This is a genomic window from Pseudonocardia sp. D17 (assembly GCF_036984265.1).
Lineage (GTDB): Bacteria > Actinomycetota > Actinomycetes > Mycobacteriales > Pseudonocardiaceae > Pseudonocardia > Pseudonocardia benzenivorans.
The window spans coordinates 1-15,812 of the sequence record NZ_BPRG01000086.1; the positions used below are offsets into that span (position 1 = coordinate 1).

Below are 15,812 nucleotides of genomic sequence, written 5' to 3' on the forward strand. Positions count from 1 at the left end.
CGCTCCCCCAGCGCCGCACCGGCCGCCGTGTCGAGCTCGGCGGCGACGGCCAGGTGGCGGCGGGCGGCCGCGTCGTCGCCGAGCAGCGCGGCGATCCTGCCGAGGTGTCCGGCCACGCAGCCCCACGTGCCGGCGAGGAGCCCCTCGATCGCGAAGAGGCCGGCGAAGGGGGAGAGCAGCTCGTGCAGCGCGCGGGCGGCGTCCCGGTCCCCGAGCAGGACCGCGGCCCGGGCGGCCTGCACGGCCTCGGGCAGCCACTCGCTGTCGCGCTCGTCCTCGGACATGCCGGCGCCCCGGCCGTCGAGCCACCGGTGCAGCGCCTGGCGCGCCGCGGCGGGAGCGCCGGACAGCGCGTGCAGCAGCGCGATCGTGCAGTGCGCCGAGTCACCGAGGTCCGGGGCCAGCTCGAGGAAGCGCTCGACGACGACGGAGGCGCGCCCCGCGAGCCCCTCGCGCACGAACCCCTGGGTCAGCCCGAGCAGCTCGGCGTTGGTGCTGCCGGAGAGCTCGGTGAGCCGGCGCAGCTCCGCGGCGTGCGCGGCCTCGGCCGCGGCGTCGCCGCGCATCGTCGCCCTGGTCCCGCGCCAGAGCGGGACCAGCCACGCGAGGTCCGGGCGGCGCACCGCGTCGGCGACCCGCGCATAGCGGTCGATCTCGACGTCGACCCCCGCCCAGTCGCCCGCCTCGGCCAGCGCGACCAGCCGCAGCCGCCTGCCGAGCAGCTCGACGGCCCGGTCGCCCGCCGTGCGCGCGGTCTCGACGATCTCCGTCGCCGCCTCCCGGCGTGCGGCGACGTACTGCGGCCCCGCGGCGGCGTCGCACCAGGCGGCGAGCGCCCCGGCCGACGCCCGGGCGTTCCCGAGCCGGCCTGCCGCCGCCACGGCCTCCTCCGCGACGGCCTGGCGACGACGCGCCCCGCGGGTGAAGGCCAGCGCGACCGACAACCTGGCCGTCAGCGTGCAGCGCAGCACCGAGTCGCCCGCCGGGAGCGCGGCGAGGGCCTCCTCGAGCAGCACGACCCGGTCGGGGTCGGACAGGTCGACCTCGAAACCGGCGGCGCCACCGGTGCGGCCCAGCGCGGCGGTCGCGAGCAGCTCGGGGGGGCCGGTGTCGCGGGCCAGCTCGGCGGCGGCGGTGAACGCGGCGCGGGCCGCGGACGGGTCCCCCGCGGCGAGCAGGGCCTCCCCGCGGGCGCACAGCAGCGCCGGGCGGCGTGCGTCGGGTTCGTCGTCGGGCAGCGCCGCGAGCGCGGCCGCGAGCCAGCCCGCGGCGTCCTCGTACGCGGTGGCGGCGACGGCGAGCCCGGCCGCCGACTCGGCCGCCGCGGCGGCGGCGCGGGCCTCGGCGGGATCACCCGACAACCGCGCCGCGGCCAGCATCTGGTGCGCGACGGCCGCGGCCGACGCGGTCCCGGCCGCCTGCCGTGCCGCCAGCGCCGACACCGCCCGCCGGTGCAGGTCGAGCCGCTGCTGCGGCGGCGTCCGGGCGGACACGGTGTCGGCCACGAGCGCGTGCGGGAACCGGTAGCGGTCGTGGCCGACCCGCAGCAGCCCGGCGTCGACGGCGGGGGCGACGGTCTCCGCGACCGCCGCGGGCGGGAGATCCGAGACGCGGGCCAGCAGCACCGCGTCCACCCCGGACGTCACGCCGACGTCGAGCGCCGCCGCCGCGCGCAGCACGGTCTCGCTGCCGTCGGGGAGCCGGTCGAGCCGCCGGTCGAGGACGGCCCGCACGCCGCCGGGAACCTCCGCGTCGCGGCCGGCGCGGCGCATCCGGACGACCTCGGCGGCGAAGAACGGGTTGCCGCCGGTGCGGGCGTGCAGGTCGGCCGCCGCCGCCGCGTCCAGCGAGACGCCGGTGAGCTCCGCCAGCACGGGCATCAGATCGGCCGCCGCGAGCCCGCGCAGGCCGAGGCGGCGGTCGGCGGCCAGCGCGTCGAGGGTGCGTGCCGCGCCGGGATCGGTGTCGCGGACGGTCGCGAGCAGCACGACCGGCGCGACCGCCAGGTGCGCGCGCAGGGCGGCGAGCACCCGCAGCGTGGGCGCGTCGGCCCACTGCAGGTCGTCGACGACGACGAGCAGCGGCGCGGCATCGCGCAGGGCGTCGGCGACCGCCTCGAACAGCAGGAACCGGGCGAACTCCGGTTCCGCCGAGGCCGGGACCTCCATGACGTCCGCGCGGCCGAGGGCGTCGAGCAGCTGCGCGACGGGCCAGTACGGCGGCGCGCCGCCGTCGGCGACGCAGGCCGCCCACGCGACGCGTACGCCGTCGGCCCGCAGCCGGTCGGCGACCTCCGCCACGAGCCGGGTCTTGCCGATGCCGGCGTCGCCGACGATCAGCGCGGACGTGCTGCGACCCGCCGCGAACGCCGCGGCGGCCGCCGCGAGCAGCTCGCGCAGCTCGGCCTCCCGACCGTGGAGCACGGCGGGAGTATGGCCGTCACCGCGCCGGCGCGGAACCCCGCGCCGTGCGCCGGATCAGCGCGGCAGCGCCTTGTTGTTGCGGTTCTTGATCGCGCTGTACGCGGCGGCACCGACGAACAGCAGCGCCCCGATCACCAGCGCGACGCCGAGGAACTTGAAGACCGCTCCGAGCACCGAGATGACGATCCAGATCGCGAGGGCGACACCCAGGATCTTCAGCAGCATGTCCCAACCTCTCGTCGGTCTACACCCGTCCGACGAACGGGCGCGCCCAGGAGTTCCCGGAGCGTGCTCACGCCGGCTCCAGGTACGACTCCCACGCGTCGACGTCGACCGTCGACGCCGGGTCGGCGTCCTCGCCCCACAGCTCGCGCGCGTCGAAACGGACCTGGTAGAGCCACTGCGGCGACTCCCCCGCGCCGCGGGCGTTGCTGTCGGGCAGCACGTGAGCGCCGTGCACCGTCACGACCGTGCCGGTGCGGCCGCGCACGTAGCGCGGCAACCGGGTGTGCCCCGCCGGGTTCATGACCCGGGCCCGGACCCGCTGCCCCGCGGCGAACCTCGCCGACGACGCGACCTGCCGCGAGTAGGGGGTGCCCGCGGCGAGGGCCGCGCGGACGTCGCCCGCCCGCAGCACGCGGACCGGCTCGCCCGGGCCGTCGGCGCGCCCGGCCGCCAGCTCCGCGCGGGTGACCAGGCCGTGGGCGACCAGCAGGTCCTCCAGTGCCCGGACCCAGATCGCGTAGTAGCTCGACGTCAGGTACTCCGGCGGCGGGATCGACTCCCGGGCGTGCCGGCCCTCGTCGATGCTCCACCGGCCCGCCGCGCCCATCGCGAGGGTGAGGGCGAGCGCCCGGCGCTGCCACCCGGCGTCGAAACGATGGTCCTCGGGCTCCGGGACCACCGGGCCGAAGCCCATCATCCCGCCGAGGTCGGCGGCGCCGTTCATCCGCGCACCTCCCCCGGCGCGAGCGCGAGGCCGGTGCCGATCATCGAGTCGCGGGTGACGAGACCGGCCAGCGCGTCCTCGTCGAGACCGTCGGTGCCGGGCGGGCGCATCGGCACGACGAGGTAGCGCACCTCGGCCGTCGAGTCGTGCACGGCGATGCGGGTGCCGTCGGCGAGCGTGACGCCGAAGTCGGCCAGCACGCCGCGGGGGTCGATCACCGCGCGCGACCGGTAGGCCGCCGACTTGTACCAGGTCGGGGGCAGGCCCAGCACCGGCCACGGGTAGCACGAGCAGAGCGTGCACACGACGAGGTGGTGCACCTGCGGCGTGTTCTCGAGGGCGACCATGTGCTCGCCCTGCCGCCCGCCGTAGCCCAGCTCGGCGATCGCGGCCGTGGCGTCGGCCAGCAGCCGTTCCCGGTAGCCGGGATCGGTCCACGCCCGCGCGACGACCCGGGCGCCGTTGCGCGGCCCGACGTCGTGCTCGTAGGTGGCGATGATCTCGTCGAGCGCGGCGGGGTCGACGTACCCCTTCTCGACGAGGATCTCCTCGAGTGCGGCGACGCGCGTCGCGATCCCCGCGTCGCCCGCTCGGTCCGTGACCATGCTCCGAGCCTACGACCGCCGCGGGTGCCACCCCGGCGCCGGAGGGGGTACTGCCCACACCACCGGAACACGCGTTGGCGCGGTCGAGGCGGACCCCCGGCGAACGGCAGGGTCTTCCCCAGGACGCCACAGGCACCGGCCCCGACCGGGCCGCCATCACAGGGGGAACCACCGATGACCGCGATGATCGACCACCACGACAGCCTCTCCCGCGTCGCCGGACCCGTGCTCCGCCCCGGCGACGAGGGCTACGCCGAGGAGGTCGCCGGGTTCAACGCGACGCATCTGCCCGCACCGGCCGTCGTCGTCGGCGCGACCTGCGCCGAGGACGTCGCCGCCGCCGTCGCGCACGCCGCCGCCACCGGCTGCAAGGTCGCCGTCCAGGCCACCGGCCACGGGCTGCTCGACGAGCTGTTCGGGACCGTGCTGGTCTCGACGAAGCGGCTCACCGGTGTGACCGTCGACCCGGTGGCGCGCACCGCGCGCGTGGGCGCGGGCGTGCGCTGGCGCGAGGTGATCGACGCCGCCGCGCCGCACGGGCTGGCCCCGCTCAACGGCTCGTCGTCGCACGTCGGCGTCGTCGGCTACACGACGGGCGGGGGCCTCGGCCCGATGGCCCGGCGCTTCGGCTTCGCGGCCGACCACGTCCGCCGCTTCACCCTCGTCACCGCCGACGCGCGGATCCGCGACGTCACCCCCGAGACCGAGCCCGACCTGTTCTGGGCCGTCCGTGGCGGCAAGGGCAACTTCGGGATCATCACCGAGATCGAGTTCGACCTCATGCCCGTCACCCGGTTCTACGGCGGCGCCGTGGCGTTCGGGGCGGCCGACGCCGCGGCCGTCCTGCACGCCTGGCGGGAGTGGGCCCCGACGCTGCCCGAGGACACCACGACCTCCGTCGCGCTGCTGCGCGTGCCGCCGGACCCGGCGCTGCCGGAGCCGCTGCGCGGACGGTTCGTCGTCGCGCTGCGCTTCGCCCACCTCGGCCCGGCCGACGAGGGCGCCGCCCTGCTGGCGCCGATGCGCACCGTCGCCGAGCCCGTGCTCGACATGGTCGCCGATCTGCCCTACGCCGCGGTCGACGCCGTCCACATGGACCCGACGGACCCGATGCCGGTCTGGGACCGCGGCGGTGCCCTGCGCGAGCTGCCCGCCGAGGCCGTCGACGCGCTGCTCGCCACCGCGGGCCCCGACGTCGACGTCCCGCTGGCGATGGTCGAGCTGCGGCTCCTCGGCGGCGCCGTCGGCCGGCCCGCGGAGATCCCGAACGCCGTCTCCGGCCGCGAGGCCGCGTTCTCGCTCTACACCCTCGGGGTGCTCGCCGGGCCGCCGGTGGAGGTCGTCGCCGCCTCGACCGCCGCCGTGCTGGAGGCCATGCGCCCCTGGGCGTGCGCGCGGGGGCTGGTGAACCTGCTCGGCCAGGCCGGCCCCGCCCGCGTCGCCGCGCTGTGGGACGACGCGGACCGGGCGCGGCTGCGGTCGATCCGTGAGGGCGTCGACCCGACCGGCCTGTTCGGCACGAACGTGGTCATCGGCTGACGGTCAGCTCGCCACGACCCGCCCGTCGTCGCCCTGCTCGTGGTGGGCGACGTCGGGCACCGCCGTGCCCAGCTTGCCGCGGATCGTGGGATGCAGCAGCGTCTCGCGCAGCGCGTCGAGGTCGTGCTCGCGCAACAGCTCGAGGATGCCGCGCAGCCGTCGGCCGGAGGCCGCGGGATCACGCATGATGTCGAAGCTCAGCGACCGGTAGGCCGTCGTCTTGATCCACAACCGTTGGATCTCGTCGACGATCAGGTGCCGCCCGCACAGCTGGTAGATGCCGATGTAGAGGTCGCTCAGGCCCTGCATCGCGATGTCGGGCCGCCCGGCCAGCGCGTGCTCCTCGATCCCCCGCACCTGCTCCTCGAACTCCGCGAGCCGGTTCTCGTCGGGCCACCGCAGCGAGGTCAACGCCTCCTGCTCCAGCAGCAGGCGCATCGTGTAGAGCTGCTGCATCTCGTCGCGGCTGAAACGGGTGACGAAGTAGCCCTGGTTCACCCCGTGCACGACGAGGCCCTCGGTGGTGAGGATCTCCAGGGCCTCTCGCAGCGGGGGCCTGCTGACACCGATCCGGTCCGCCCACAGCTGCTGGCGGATCTGCTCGCCCGGAGTCAGATCTCCCTGGGAGATCGCCCGGCGCAGCTCGGCGAGGACGAGCGCCGTGGACCTGCCCGCAGCTCTGGCCAGCGGCGCTCGTGCCATGGTGGTGCCTCCGGTACGTGTCCGGAGCCGCTCACGCCGTTCCGGGCCGGGTGACCGCCTCGCGGCCCCGGGTCAGCCTAGCGGCTGCCGGACCATGGACCGACCCGGTCCGGCAGCCGTGACCCGTCAGTGGCACGAGCGCCACCCCGTCAGTGCGACATCCATGCGCCGGCCCACATCTGCGGGCCCGTCGGGATGTCGAGCACGATGCCCTTGACGTTCTTGCGGGTGAGCATCCCCGTGTATGCCCGGCTGTACCAGCCGATCGCGAGGTCCTTCCCGGCGATCGCCTCGACCTGCTTGTAGTCGGCGGTCTGCCTCGCCTTGTCCGTCGTGGCGACGGCGTCGTCGAGCAGGGAGTCGACCTGCGGGTTCGAGTAGCGCCCGTAGTTCCCGCTGCCGCCGGTGTGCAGCAGCTGGACCAGCGACGGGAACGGCGTGGGCCATCCCGACACCCAGGTCGACAGCTGGAAGTTGCCGCCCTGCACGACCGTCGAGCTGAACGTGCCGAGGTCCTGCAGGTCGAGCTTCACCTCGACCCCGACGGCCTTGAGCTGGGCCTGCACGAACTGGGCGAACTGCGTGCGGGTCGGGTTGTTGGCCGTCGAGAGCGTGAAGTTCGGGTCGCCGCCGTCCTTCACGTAGTCGGCGATCAGCTGCTTGGCCTTCGCGGGATCGTAGGTCGGGTACCGCTCGGCCGTGGCGGCGTCGTAGAACGGGCTGTCCGCGGAGAACGGCGTCTGCGCCGGGTCCATGAAGCCGCTGTACTGCGTCGCGCTCATCGCCTTCGGGTCGAGCGCGGCCAGCAGGGCCTCCCGCATCCGGGGGTCGTTGAAGGGAGCCCTCGTGAAGTTGAAGTAGAAGTACTCCCCGCCGTTGCCCGGGTTGTAGTACGTCGTCAGGTCCTTGTTGTTCGAGCCCCGCAGGATCTCGGTCTGGTACGAGCAGATGAGGACGTCGAGGTCGCCGTTGGAGATCGAGGCGTAGGCCGCCTCCGTGTCGGGGACCGGGCGGAACTGGATGCCGTCGAGGTAGGGCATCCCCTTGTCCTTCTGCCAGTAGTCGGCGAACCGGGTCACGTCGATCTTCGAGTCGGGCACCCAGTCGACGAACGAGAACGGTCCCGCTCCGACAGGATGGCGTCCGTAGTCGGCACCCCACTTCTTGACGGCCGTCGGCGAGGCCATCAGCCCCAGGGTGCCGTCGTTGGAACGCAGCGCGAACGCGTTGACGAAGACCCCGACGGGCTGGGTGAGAACGAACCGCACGGTCAGCGGGTCGACGGCCGTCATCGACTTCACCCACTTCGCGTAGACGTTGCCGGGGGACCGCGCGATCTGCTGCTGACGCTGCACGTTGAAGATCACGGCGTCGGCGTCGAGCGGGGTCTCGTCCTGGAACTTGACCCCGGGCCGCAACGTCAGGACCCACGTGGTGCCACCGTCGGCGGTCGTCATGGACTCGGCGAGGTAGGGCTGGACGTCGCCGGAGGCGTTCATGCGGAACAGCGGGTCGTACACCGCGTAGTCGGCGATCTGGTAGCCGGGGACCGTCGGGTCCATCGACACCGGTTCACGGTCCATCCCGTAGCGCAGGATCCCGCCGCGTTGCGGTGTCCCCTCCGTGGCGGGGTCGCCGCCGAAGGGGTGCGAGGCGTCCATCCCGGAGGTGCTCGAGCCGGACCGGACGGTGTTGCTCGCACCGCATGCCGCGGTGACGAGGACGACCGCCACGAGGAGGGCCAGCACCGCCCTGGTCCGGACCACGGGTCTGACGTGCATCGTCGTACCTCACAATCTCGCGAGACGTCGTCGGCTCGCGCGTCGTGGTGAGGAGTGCGGGGAGTGCGTCACGGGTGCGGCCGGCCGGTCAGTCCGGTCCGAGCCACACGAAACGCACATGATGTCGTCGGCACACCGCCGACGGCGGGCCGTAGTGCAGCCCGGGTTCACACCAGCCCAGCGAGGCGAGGTTCATCGCGAGCCGCTGGTGGCACAGTGCGCACACCGTCGCCGCGGGATGCCGCGGGCCACGGACGTGCACGGTGATTTGCGCCGGTGCGCCGCACAGCGCGCAGAGTCGGCGGACCCCAACCCGTTCCACCCGAGTTCCCGTCGTGAGTGAGTCGCGACCGGCGGCACTGCGGCGGCCGGCCGTCGGTGGGGGGCCGCGACCGTCCGCGGCCGCCCCGAGCGGAGACCTGCGTAGGTCGGGGGTGCCGCCGGCCGGCCGGGGCCGGCGGCGCCCCGGGTCAGGCCTGGCCGCTCGCCGTCGAACGGCGGGCCAGCAGCTCCTCCCGGACGAGCGGGTCGTCGTCGGTGCCGAGGATCCGCCAGTCCTCCCCCGGCTCGAGGATCTTCTCCGCGGACCGGAACGTCCTGAAGTCGTGGCCGTCCTCGGCCAGGGCCGGCGGCGGCGTGCCGTTCTCGGCCAGCGCCTTGGCCGCGCCGATCAGGATGCGGCGCATCCTGATCACCGCCCGGTCGCTGGTGCCCAGGTGCTCCTGGGACCGGTCGTAGATCGGCCCCATCGACTCCGTGGCCATCAGGTCCTGGCTGTTGAAGTCGGAGATCCCGGTGAAGTTCTGCGTCCGCTGGGCCTCACGGTCGATGAGGTAGTCGTTCTCGGCGGTCCACTGCCGCGGCCGGATCCCCTGCCGGGTCTGCGGCGCGTACGGGAAGTTCCGGACGTCGAACAGGTTGCCCCCGCTGCCGTACCCGTGCATGTCGCCGATCTTCTGCGCGACGAGGTTGTAGCGCAGGCAGTTCTCGTCGTCGACGGGGACGAACATGCTCAGCCTGCCGCGGTACGGGATCGCCGCCACGGTCGTCACGTTCGGCACGCAGAACCCGGTGATCCGGACGTGGGTGTGCCCGTTGGGCGAGGTCCTGATGCCGGCGTAGCGATAGCCGTACCAGTCGTCGTGCACCTCCAGCCGCGGTGCCCGGTCGTGGCGCCAGATCCGCCACGACGTCTCGACCGAGTTGTAGCCGGGCTTGTCGGTGCCGTCGTCGGGCAGCTCGGAGATGGCGTCGTACTGGTGCAGCCAGGAGATGTGCGACGTGTCGAGGTTGCCCTCCATCGCCTGCACCCAGTTGCACGGGCTGAACGTCTTGCCTGCCATGACGTGCTCGGGAGCGAGCGAGTCGGTGCCGAAGTCGCGGAACGGCGTCATGGTCTCGCGGGGCCCGAGGTAGGCCCAGACGACACCACCGGACTCGTGGACCGGGTAGGCACGCGCCTGCACCCGCTCCTTGAACGAGCTGCTGGCCGGCTCCGACGGCATGTCGATGCACCGGCCGTCGACGTCGAACTGCCAGCCGTGGTACGGGCAGCGCAGACCGCACGCCCCGTCGGCGGCCGCCGACGGCGCGGCGCTGCTGCCCTCGTTGCGGCCGAACCAGAGCGACGCGCCGCGGTGCGGGCAGTTCTCCTGGATCAGCCCGATGCGGCCGTTGAGGTCGCGGAAGGCGACCAGGTCCTCGCCGAGGAGCCGGACACGCACCGGGTCGCCCCCGGCGTTCGGCAGCTCCTCGGACAGCGCTGCGGGCATCCAGTAGCGGCGCAGCAGCTCGCCCATCGGTGTGCCCGGGCCGACCCGGGTCAGGATCTCGTTGTCCTCGGCCGACAGCATCGTCGGGCCTCCTCGTGTCGCGTGCGGTCCCGCCCCGCCGCCGGCGCGGCCGGCGGTGCGGGTTGGTGGTGGGGTGACGCGTTCGGTCGAGACGTCGTACGAGGGGGCGTCAGATCCGCAGGGGCGCACGGGGGGCGGACGGAACGGCGCCGGCCCGGTGCAGCTCGGTGAGGATCTCCACCCGGCGGCGCTCGAGCCGGGTCAGCGCCTCGTACGGCGTGCGGCCCTCGGCGACGCATCCGGGCAGCTCGTCGTAGCTCACGCGGCAGACCCATTCGCCGTCGTCGCGGCGGACGGCCTGGACGTCCATCACGTAGGGAACGGCGAGCAGCTCCGCCAGGCTGGTCCCGACGGGGGTGCTCATGCGCCGCCGGCCATGCTGGGGTCGAGCTCGGGGTGGTCGACGCCCGCGCTGCGCAGCTCGGCCGTCGCCTCCATCCAGTCGGCGTCGGCCGGCAGCACGATGCCGCCGGAACGCTGCCGGTACGCCCCGGGCTCGTCCACGGCGGGCGGTGCGGTGCCGGAGTCGGTGAGCGCGCGGGCGGCGGCCAGCAGCCGGCGCCGCACCCGGATCACCATCACGTCGGAGCTGCCGAGGTGCTCCTTGGTGCGGTCGTAGATGTCGCCCATGCTCTCGGTGATGGCCTGGTCCTCGATGTTGACCCCGCCGAGTCCGGTGTAGCTCGCGCCGCTGCGCTGCAGCTCCCGGTCGATCAGATGGTCGTTCTCGCGGCGGGCGGTGATCCGGAACCGGCCGAACCAGTCGGTGGTGTTCGGCAGGAACTCCGTGGCCGTGGCCTCGCGCTCGGTGATCCCGACCTTCTGTGACGCAGGAGCGGTGTACCGACGGGCGCTCGGTGCGGAGTGGAAGGCCATCGTGTGCTGGTCGTCCATCGGGACCCACGCCCTGACCTGCAGCTTCGTTCCGAGTACCCCGGTGGGAACCATCGTGTAGAACGGGAACAGGAAGTGCGCGAAGCGCCAGTACAGCCGGTCGTCGGACCCGGCGGGGCGGTAGGCGCCGTAGGTCGCGCCGAACTCGGTGTCGAGCACCTTGTAGCGCGGCGCGCGGTCCTCGATCGTGTAGCGCAGGAACGAGTCCTCCGGGGCGTCGTCGGGCTCGGCGTGCCCGACGTGCAGGAACCCGAAGTGGCTGGTGTCGATGTCGCCCTCCAGCGCCTGCAGCCAGTTGCACTCGCGCTGGAACGCCCAGGCACTGCTGTCGTCGCCGGCGTCGTCCATCCATTCGAAGCCCGGCATGGGCGGGGGCGTCGGGCGCGGACCCAGGTAGGTCCAGAGCAGGCCCCCCGCTTCGGTCACCGGGTAGGTCGGCAGCCGCACCTTGTCCTTGAAGGTGCTTCCCGGCGGCTCGTTGGGCATGTCGACGCACCGGCCGCCGCCATCGAACTTCCAGCCGTGGTAGACGCAGCGGATGCCTTCGTTCTCGTTGCGCCCGTACCACATCGAGGCACCCCGGTGCGGGCATTCCTCGTCCATCAGCATCGGGGTTCCCGACGTGGTGCGGATCGCGAGGAAGCGCTGTCCGAGCACCATGATCCGCACGGGGTCGCAGTCCGGCTCCAGCTCTCGCGACAACGCGAAGGGCACCCAGTACTGGCGCATCAGATCGCCCATCGGCGTGCCCTTGCCGACCCGGCAGATCGTCTCGTTGTCGACCCTGCTCAGCATGAGACCTCCCGTGGGCGAGTTCGCCCACCGGTCGTGTGGCGGAAGTGGTCACGAGCACGCCCTGCTGCTGCGTCGGAAATGAGTTCCCAGGGCGTCGGAGCGGAGGAGAAACGGTATTCCACCTCGTTGTCTTCAATATTGAAGACTGCCATCGGCAGTGTCAAGGGCGCGGCGATGATCCTTCGGGAGCAGGAGTCGTGATGACGACGTCGCGTCACCGCGACTCCTGCCACCGGCGCCCGCGGACCGCGGCTCAGCGCAGGTCGATCGCGATCTTCCCGCCCTGCTGGGTGCGCGCCGCCTCGAACGCCTCCGCCACCCGGGCCAGCGGATAGACCGGGTCGAGGAACGGCGTCACGTCGACCGCCCCGGAGTGGATGAGGTCGATGGCCTCCCGGAACGCGGTCAGTCCCGGCTCGGCCTGGGTGCTGTGCGAGTGCTCGATCGTCGGGCGGCGAGCCCACGCGTCGTTGTACGACCAGGTCGACGGGCCGTCGGGACGCTCGGGGAAGCCGAAGTACCCGACGCGCCCCCAGGTCTTCACGGCCTGCAGGCACTGCACCCGGGTCTCGTCGTACCCGACGGCCTCGATCACCAGGTCCGCGCCCTCGCCGCCGGTCGACTCCATCACCGCGTCGACGAACGAGTCGCGCCGCACGTCGACCACGACGTCCGCGCCGAACTCCGCCGCGATGTCCAGTCGCGACGGCGCGCGGTCGGCGACGACGATCCTGCCGAAGTCGGCGAGGCGGGCGAGCGCGGTGAAGAACAGCCCGGCCGACCCCGCCCCGCAGATCGCGACGGTGCGCCCCTCCGCCGGCCCCGCGACCGCGGGCGGCCAGAACCGGCGCATCGCGAAGATCGTCGTCCCGAGCTGCTGGGCCAGGAGCAGCCGGTCGGGGTCGGCCCCGCGCGGCAGCCCGATCAGCGACGCCGCCTTCACCACCTGCCACTGCGCGAAGCAGCGGGCGTCGCGCGGGACCGGCACCGCGAGGACGACGTCGCCCGGCGCGAACGCCGGGTCCCGCGAGTCCTCCACGACCCCGACGCCCTCGTGCCCGGGGTAGCCCGGCGCGGCCGGGTACGTGCCGCGGTAGAAGCCGTCGTGCAGCACGTGCAGGTCGCTGCCGCAGATCGAGCCGCGCCGCGACCGGACGAGCACCTCGCCCTCGCGGGGGCGCGGGACCGGTGCCTCCACGGCCTCGATCCGCCCCGGTGCGACGAGCTGCGCAGCACACATCGTCGTGTCGCCCATGGTCGTCGTCCCCCTCAGGACTGGAAGGTCGAGTAGCACTTGTCCCGCGTCGTCACGAACTCGACGAGCGCGGGCGTCCCGGCGTCGACGGCCGTGCGGGCGCGACGCAGCGCGGGCACGATGTCGGACGGCGCGGTGACACGCTCGCCGTGCAGCCCGAACGCCCGCGCCATCGCGGCGTAGTCGCCGGAGATGTCGGTGCTGGCGTAGCGCTCCCGGGAGACCGCCATGATCCGGTCCTCCATCGCCATCGCGAAGTTGTTGAACAGCACCGACAGGATCGGGATGCCGACGCGCGCGCAGGTCTCCAGGTCCATGCCGGTCATGCCGATCGCGGCGTCGCCCCAGACGTTGACGCACAACATGTCCGGCCGCGCCAGCTTCGCGCCCATGGCGAGCCCGAGACCGTAGCCGAGCTGGGTCGACTTGCCCCAGCCGAGGTAGGTGTGCGGCGCCTCGGTGCGCCAGAACGGGGACAGCTCGTCGCGGGGGCTGCCGGCGTCGTGGGTGATGATCGTGCGCGCGACGTCGACCGTCGCCATCAGGTCGCGGATCACCCGGTAGGGCGACAGCGGGACCGCGTCGCTGTCGAGGTGGGGCCGCCAGCCCGCGAGCCACGGGTCGTTCTGGGCCCGGATCCGGGCGGCGACCTCGTCGGCACGCCCGCGCGCGCGCCCGCGAAGACGGTCGCGCACGGCGTCGGTGAGCGTCGCGAGCGTGAGCCCCGCGTCGCCGACCAACGCGTGTGCCGCGGGCACGTTCTTGTCCAGGTCGACGGCGTCGACGGTGTTGTGCACGAACGTCCTCCCGGCCGTCGGGAAGCGGATGCCGAAGCCGGTCGCGGTGAAGCTCGCGCCCACACCGAACACGACGTCGGCGTCGCGGACGTGCTCGAACACCGCCCGCGGCATGGCTACGCCACCCGAGCCGAGCGCGAGCGGGTGCGTCTCGGGGAAGGCGCTCTTGCCCTCCAGGCTCGTGGTGACCGGCGCCTCGAGCAGCTCGGCGAGCTCGCGCAGCCCGGTCCAGGCACGGGCGTGGTGGACGCCCTGCCCCGCATAGATCAGCGGCCGCTCGGCCGCCACCAGCGCGGCCGCCGCGGCGTCGACGGCGTCGGCGTCCGGGGTGCTGCGGGCCCGGCGCGACGGCACGTACTCCTCGACGCCCGGCGCGTCCTCGGCCCACACGTCGCCGGGGATCTCGACGAGCACCGGACCGGGCCTGCCGTTGCGCGCCTGGGTGAACGCGCGCCGCAGGGCGGGGACGAGCCCCGCGCCCGTGGTGACCTGCTCCGCCCATTTCGTGACGTGCTGGAAGTTCAGCGCGGCGTTGAACGCCGGCTGCACCCACGTCTGGGCCCGCGGGGCGCCGCCGGGGATCACGACGAGCGGGATCCCCTCGGCGAAGGCCTGCGCCACCGCGCCGAAGGAGTTCTCGACGCCCGGTCCGGCCTGCATGCAGAACACGCCGACCGTGTCGCCGAGGCGGCTCACGGCGTCTGCCATGTGGATGCCGACGCGTTCCTGGCGGACGACCACGGGCCGGATGCCCACGGCCGCCGCGGCGTCGATCAGGGGATTGAGCGGGTAGGCGAACAGATGCTCGACGCCTTCACGGCGAAGCACCTCGGCCGCAGCCTGCGTCACGTTCACGGCCGCGTTCACGACGCGATCACGCGTGCCCTCCTTCGGGTCCCGTGCCGGTCGTCGACGCGTCGTCGACGCTAGTTCGGCTCCGGACGGCCGTCAAACCTGGAACCCGATGACGTCTTGATGGCGTCACGATGACGTCATACACTGCTGCCATGTCCGAGGTCGAGCTCCGCATCTCCGACGACGACCGCGACCGCGCCGCCGCCGTCCTGCACAGCGCCGTCGGCGAGGGCCGCCTGACCTGGGTGGAACACGACGAACGGCTCGCCGCGGTCTACTCGGCGCGCACCGCCTCGCAGCTGCGGCCGGCCCTGGCCGACCTGCCCGGCGGCCAGGGCTCCGCGCCCGCCCGGACGGTCACGCACCCCGCCGCGGCGTCACCGGTGGTGTCGCCGGGCGCGCCGGTGCGCGTCACGCTCGGCAAGGTCAGCCGCCGTCCCGACGTCTCCGGCGGCCGGGTCGAGGCCGAGGCCGTGCTGGGCGTGGTGGTCCTCGACCTGCGCGACCTGGCGGCCCATGCCGTCGTCGACGTCGTCGCGAACTCGCTGCTGGGCAAGGTCGAGGTCCACGTCTCCCCCGGCACCCGGCTCGTCGACGCCGGCACGGCGGCGCTGGGCAAGCGCTCGGTCGTCGAGCGCCGTTCCGCCCGCGGGGTGCTGCCGCGGCCCGACTCGCCGACCGTGCGGCTCAGCGGACACAGCGTGCTCGGGCACGTCCGCGTCCACGTGGGCTGAGCCCGGCCCCGCGGACCACGCGCGATCAGAACGGGTTGCGGCTGCCCTTGAGCTCGCTGAACGACGGGACGTCGGCGAGCAGCCGGACCGCCTCGAACAGCCGCAGGCCCTCCTCGCGCTCCGGGACGGGCACGACGACCGGGCCGAACCACGCATTGCCCCCGACGCGCAGGATCGGGCTGCCCGCCTCCTGGCCGACGGCGGCCTGCGCATCGTCGTGGGAGGCGCGGACGAGGGCGTCGAAGGCCTCGTCGTCGGCGGCCTTGACGGTCTCGTCCGGGAGGCCGGCCTCGGCGACGGCGGCGGCGATGGTGTCGTCGTCGTAGTCGGCGCCCTGCTCGTGACGGCGGGTGCCCAACGCGGTGAACAGGCGGGCGCGCGCGTCGTTGTCCTCGACAGCGGCCAGCACCCGCAGCACGCGGACGTTCTGGGCCATCACCGGCCGGTACTCCTCGGGGATCTCCTTGCCCTCGTTGAGGACCGACAGGCTCATCAGCCGCCACGTCACGGCTGCGGCACCGGCGTCGGCGACGTCGGCGATCCAGCGGGACGTGCGCCAGGTGTAGGGGCAACCGGGGTCGAAGAAGAACTCCACGGGCGTCATCCCCCGACGCTACGGCTCCGGAGTTG

14 protein-coding genes are annotated in these 15,812 nt (G+C 73.8%); 2 read left to right on the forward strand and 12 right to left on the reverse strand.

Annotated elements, in window-relative coordinates:
• The 4 genes from PSD17_RS15565 to nthA form a co-directional block, all read right to left on the reverse strand.
• A partial coding sequence (locus PSD17_RS15565) for an ATP-binding protein (protein WP_339123159.1) occupies positions 1-2,423 on the reverse strand: 2,423 nt, incomplete at its 3' end.
• 54 nt (positions 2,424-2,477) lie between these two features.
• Positions 2,478-2,648: a hypothetical protein gene (locus PSD17_RS15570; protein ID WP_013675999.1), complete on the reverse strand. Its 171-nt coding sequence runs from the start codon at positions 2,646-2,648 to the stop codon at positions 2,478-2,480.
• A gap of 67 nt (positions 2,649-2,715) precedes the next feature.
• Positions 2,716-3,372: a nitrile hydratase subunit beta gene (nthB, locus tag PSD17_RS15575; RefSeq protein ID WP_013676000.1), complete on the reverse strand. Its 657-nt coding sequence runs from the start codon at positions 3,370-3,372 to the stop codon at positions 2,716-2,718.
• On the reverse strand, positions 3,369-3,977 hold the full coding sequence (gene nthA / locus PSD17_RS15580; protein ID WP_013676001.1) for a nitrile hydratase subunit alpha: 609 nt from the start codon (positions 3,975-3,977) through the stop codon (positions 3,369-3,371). Before nthA ends, nthB begins: the two co-directional genes overlap by 4 nt.
• 174 nt (positions 3,978-4,151) lie before the next feature.
• Between nthA and PSD17_RS15585 the strand changes: the two genes are divergently transcribed.
• Positions 4,152-5,516: an FAD-binding oxidoreductase gene (locus PSD17_RS15585; protein WP_339123162.1), complete on the forward strand. Its 1,365-nt coding sequence runs from the start codon at positions 4,152-4,154 to the stop codon at positions 5,514-5,516.
• Positions 5,517-5,519: 3 nt separating this feature from the next.
• On the opposite strand, the gene PSD17_RS15590 is transcribed toward PSD17_RS15585, so the two are convergent.
• The 7 genes from PSD17_RS15590 to PSD17_RS15620 all read right to left on the reverse strand — a co-directional run bounded on the left by PSD17_RS15590 (position 5,520) and on the right by PSD17_RS15620 (position 14,460).
• Entirely contained in the window at positions 5,520-6,218 is a 699-nt protein-coding gene (locus PSD17_RS15590; RefSeq protein ID WP_339123164.1) for a GntR family transcriptional regulator, read from the reverse strand.
• Between the two features lie 149 nt (positions 6,219-6,367).
• Positions 6,368-7,999 (reverse strand): ABC transporter substrate-binding protein, encoded by a 1,632-nt coding sequence (locus PSD17_RS15595; protein ID WP_339123165.1) that lies wholly within the window; start codon positions 7,997-7,999, stop codon positions 6,368-6,370.
• 470 nt (positions 8,000-8,469) lie between these two features.
• The gene (locus PSD17_RS15600) at positions 8,470-9,852 is read right to left on the reverse strand and encodes a Rieske 2Fe-2S domain-containing protein (RefSeq protein WP_339123167.1); all 1,383 of its coding nucleotides are present in this window, start codon (positions 9,850-9,852) and stop codon (positions 8,470-8,472) included.
• Between the two features lie 109 nt (positions 9,853-9,961).
• Positions 9,962-10,216 (reverse strand): type II toxin-antitoxin system HicB family antitoxin, encoded by a 255-nt coding sequence (locus PSD17_RS15605; RefSeq protein WP_013676006.1) that lies wholly within the window; start codon positions 10,214-10,216, stop codon positions 9,962-9,964.
• Complete coding sequence (locus tag PSD17_RS15610) at positions 10,213-11,541, reverse strand: Rieske 2Fe-2S domain-containing protein (protein WP_103381389.1); 1,329 nt, start codon at positions 11,539-11,541, stop codon at positions 10,213-10,215. The genes PSD17_RS15605 and PSD17_RS15610 overlap by 4 nt, the downstream gene beginning before the upstream one ends.
• Before the next feature lie 253 nt (positions 11,542-11,794).
• Positions 11,795-12,796 carry a zinc-binding dehydrogenase gene (locus PSD17_RS15615; RefSeq protein ID WP_339123170.1) on the reverse strand — a complete coding sequence of 334 codons (1,002 nt, stop codon included), beginning with the start codon at positions 12,794-12,796 and terminating at the stop codon, positions 11,795-11,797.
• Between the two features lie 14 nt (positions 12,797-12,810).
• Positions 12,811-14,460, reverse strand: a complete 1,650-nt coding sequence (locus PSD17_RS15620; protein ID WP_339123172.1) for a thiamine pyrophosphate-requiring protein — start codon at positions 14,458-14,460, stop codon at positions 12,811-12,813.
• Between the two features lie 140 nt (positions 14,461-14,600).
• Here PSD17_RS15620 and PSD17_RS15625 point away from each other — a divergent pair, with 140 nt between their 5' ends.
• The gene (locus tag PSD17_RS15625; RefSeq protein WP_339123174.1) at positions 14,601-15,182 is read left to right on the forward strand and encodes a DUF1707 SHOCT-like domain-containing protein; all 582 of its coding nucleotides are present in this window, start codon (positions 14,601-14,603) and stop codon (positions 15,180-15,182) included.
• 25 nt (positions 15,183-15,207) lie between these two features.
• On the opposite strand, the gene PSD17_RS15630 is transcribed toward PSD17_RS15625, so the two are convergent.
• Positions 15,208-15,786, reverse strand: a complete 579-nt coding sequence (locus PSD17_RS15630; protein WP_339123175.1) for a mycothiol-dependent nitroreductase Rv2466c family protein — start codon at positions 15,784-15,786, stop codon at positions 15,208-15,210.
• Positions 15,787-15,812 lie beyond the last annotated feature (26 nt).

What these genes read in the sequence shown, in the direction of transcription:
- PSD17_RS15570 (WP_013675999.1), bottom strand. Translation starts at nt 2,648, where the DNA reads ATGCTGCTGAAGATCCTGGGTGTCGCCCTCGCGATCTGGATCGTCATC.
- nthB (WP_013676000.1), bottom strand. Translation starts at nt 3,372, where the DNA reads ATGAACGGCGCCGCCGACCTCGGCGGGATGATGGGCTTCGGCCCGGTG.
- nthA (WP_013676001.1), bottom strand. Translation starts at nt 3,977, where the DNA reads ATGGTCACGGACCGAGCGGGCGACGCGGGGATCGCGACGCGCGTCGCC.
- PSD17_RS15585 (WP_339123162.1), top strand. Translation starts at nt 4,152, where the DNA reads ATGACCGCGATGATCGACCACCACGACAGCCTCTCCCGCGTCGCCGGA.
- PSD17_RS15590 (WP_339123164.1), bottom strand. Translation starts at nt 6,218, where the DNA reads ATGGCACGAGCGCCGCTGGCCAGAGCTGCGGGCAGGTCCACGGCGCTC.
- PSD17_RS15595 (WP_339123165.1), bottom strand. Translation starts at nt 7,999, where the DNA reads ATGCACGTCAGACCCGTGGTCCGGACCAGGGCGGTGCTGGCCCTCCTC.
- PSD17_RS15600 (WP_339123167.1), bottom strand. Translation starts at nt 9,852, where the DNA reads ATGCTGTCGGCCGAGGACAACGAGATCCTGACCCGGGTCGGCCCGGGC.
- PSD17_RS15605 (WP_013676006.1), bottom strand. Translation starts at nt 10,216, where the DNA reads ATGAGCACCCCCGTCGGGACCAGCCTGGCGGAGCTGCTCGCCGTTCCC.
- PSD17_RS15610 (WP_103381389.1), bottom strand. Translation starts at nt 11,541, where the DNA reads ATGCTGAGCAGGGTCGACAACGAGACGATCTGCCGGGTCGGCAAGGGC.
- PSD17_RS15615 (WP_339123170.1), bottom strand. Translation starts at nt 12,796, where the DNA reads ATGGGCGACACGACGATGTGTGCTGCGCAGCTCGTCGCACCGGGGCGG.
- PSD17_RS15625 (WP_339123174.1), top strand. Translation starts at nt 14,601, where the DNA reads ATGTCCGAGGTCGAGCTCCGCATCTCCGACGACGACCGCGACCGCGCC.
- PSD17_RS15630 (WP_339123175.1), bottom strand. Translation starts at nt 15,786, where the DNA reads ATGACGCCCGTGGAGTTCTTCTTCGACCCCGGTTGCCCCTACACCTGG.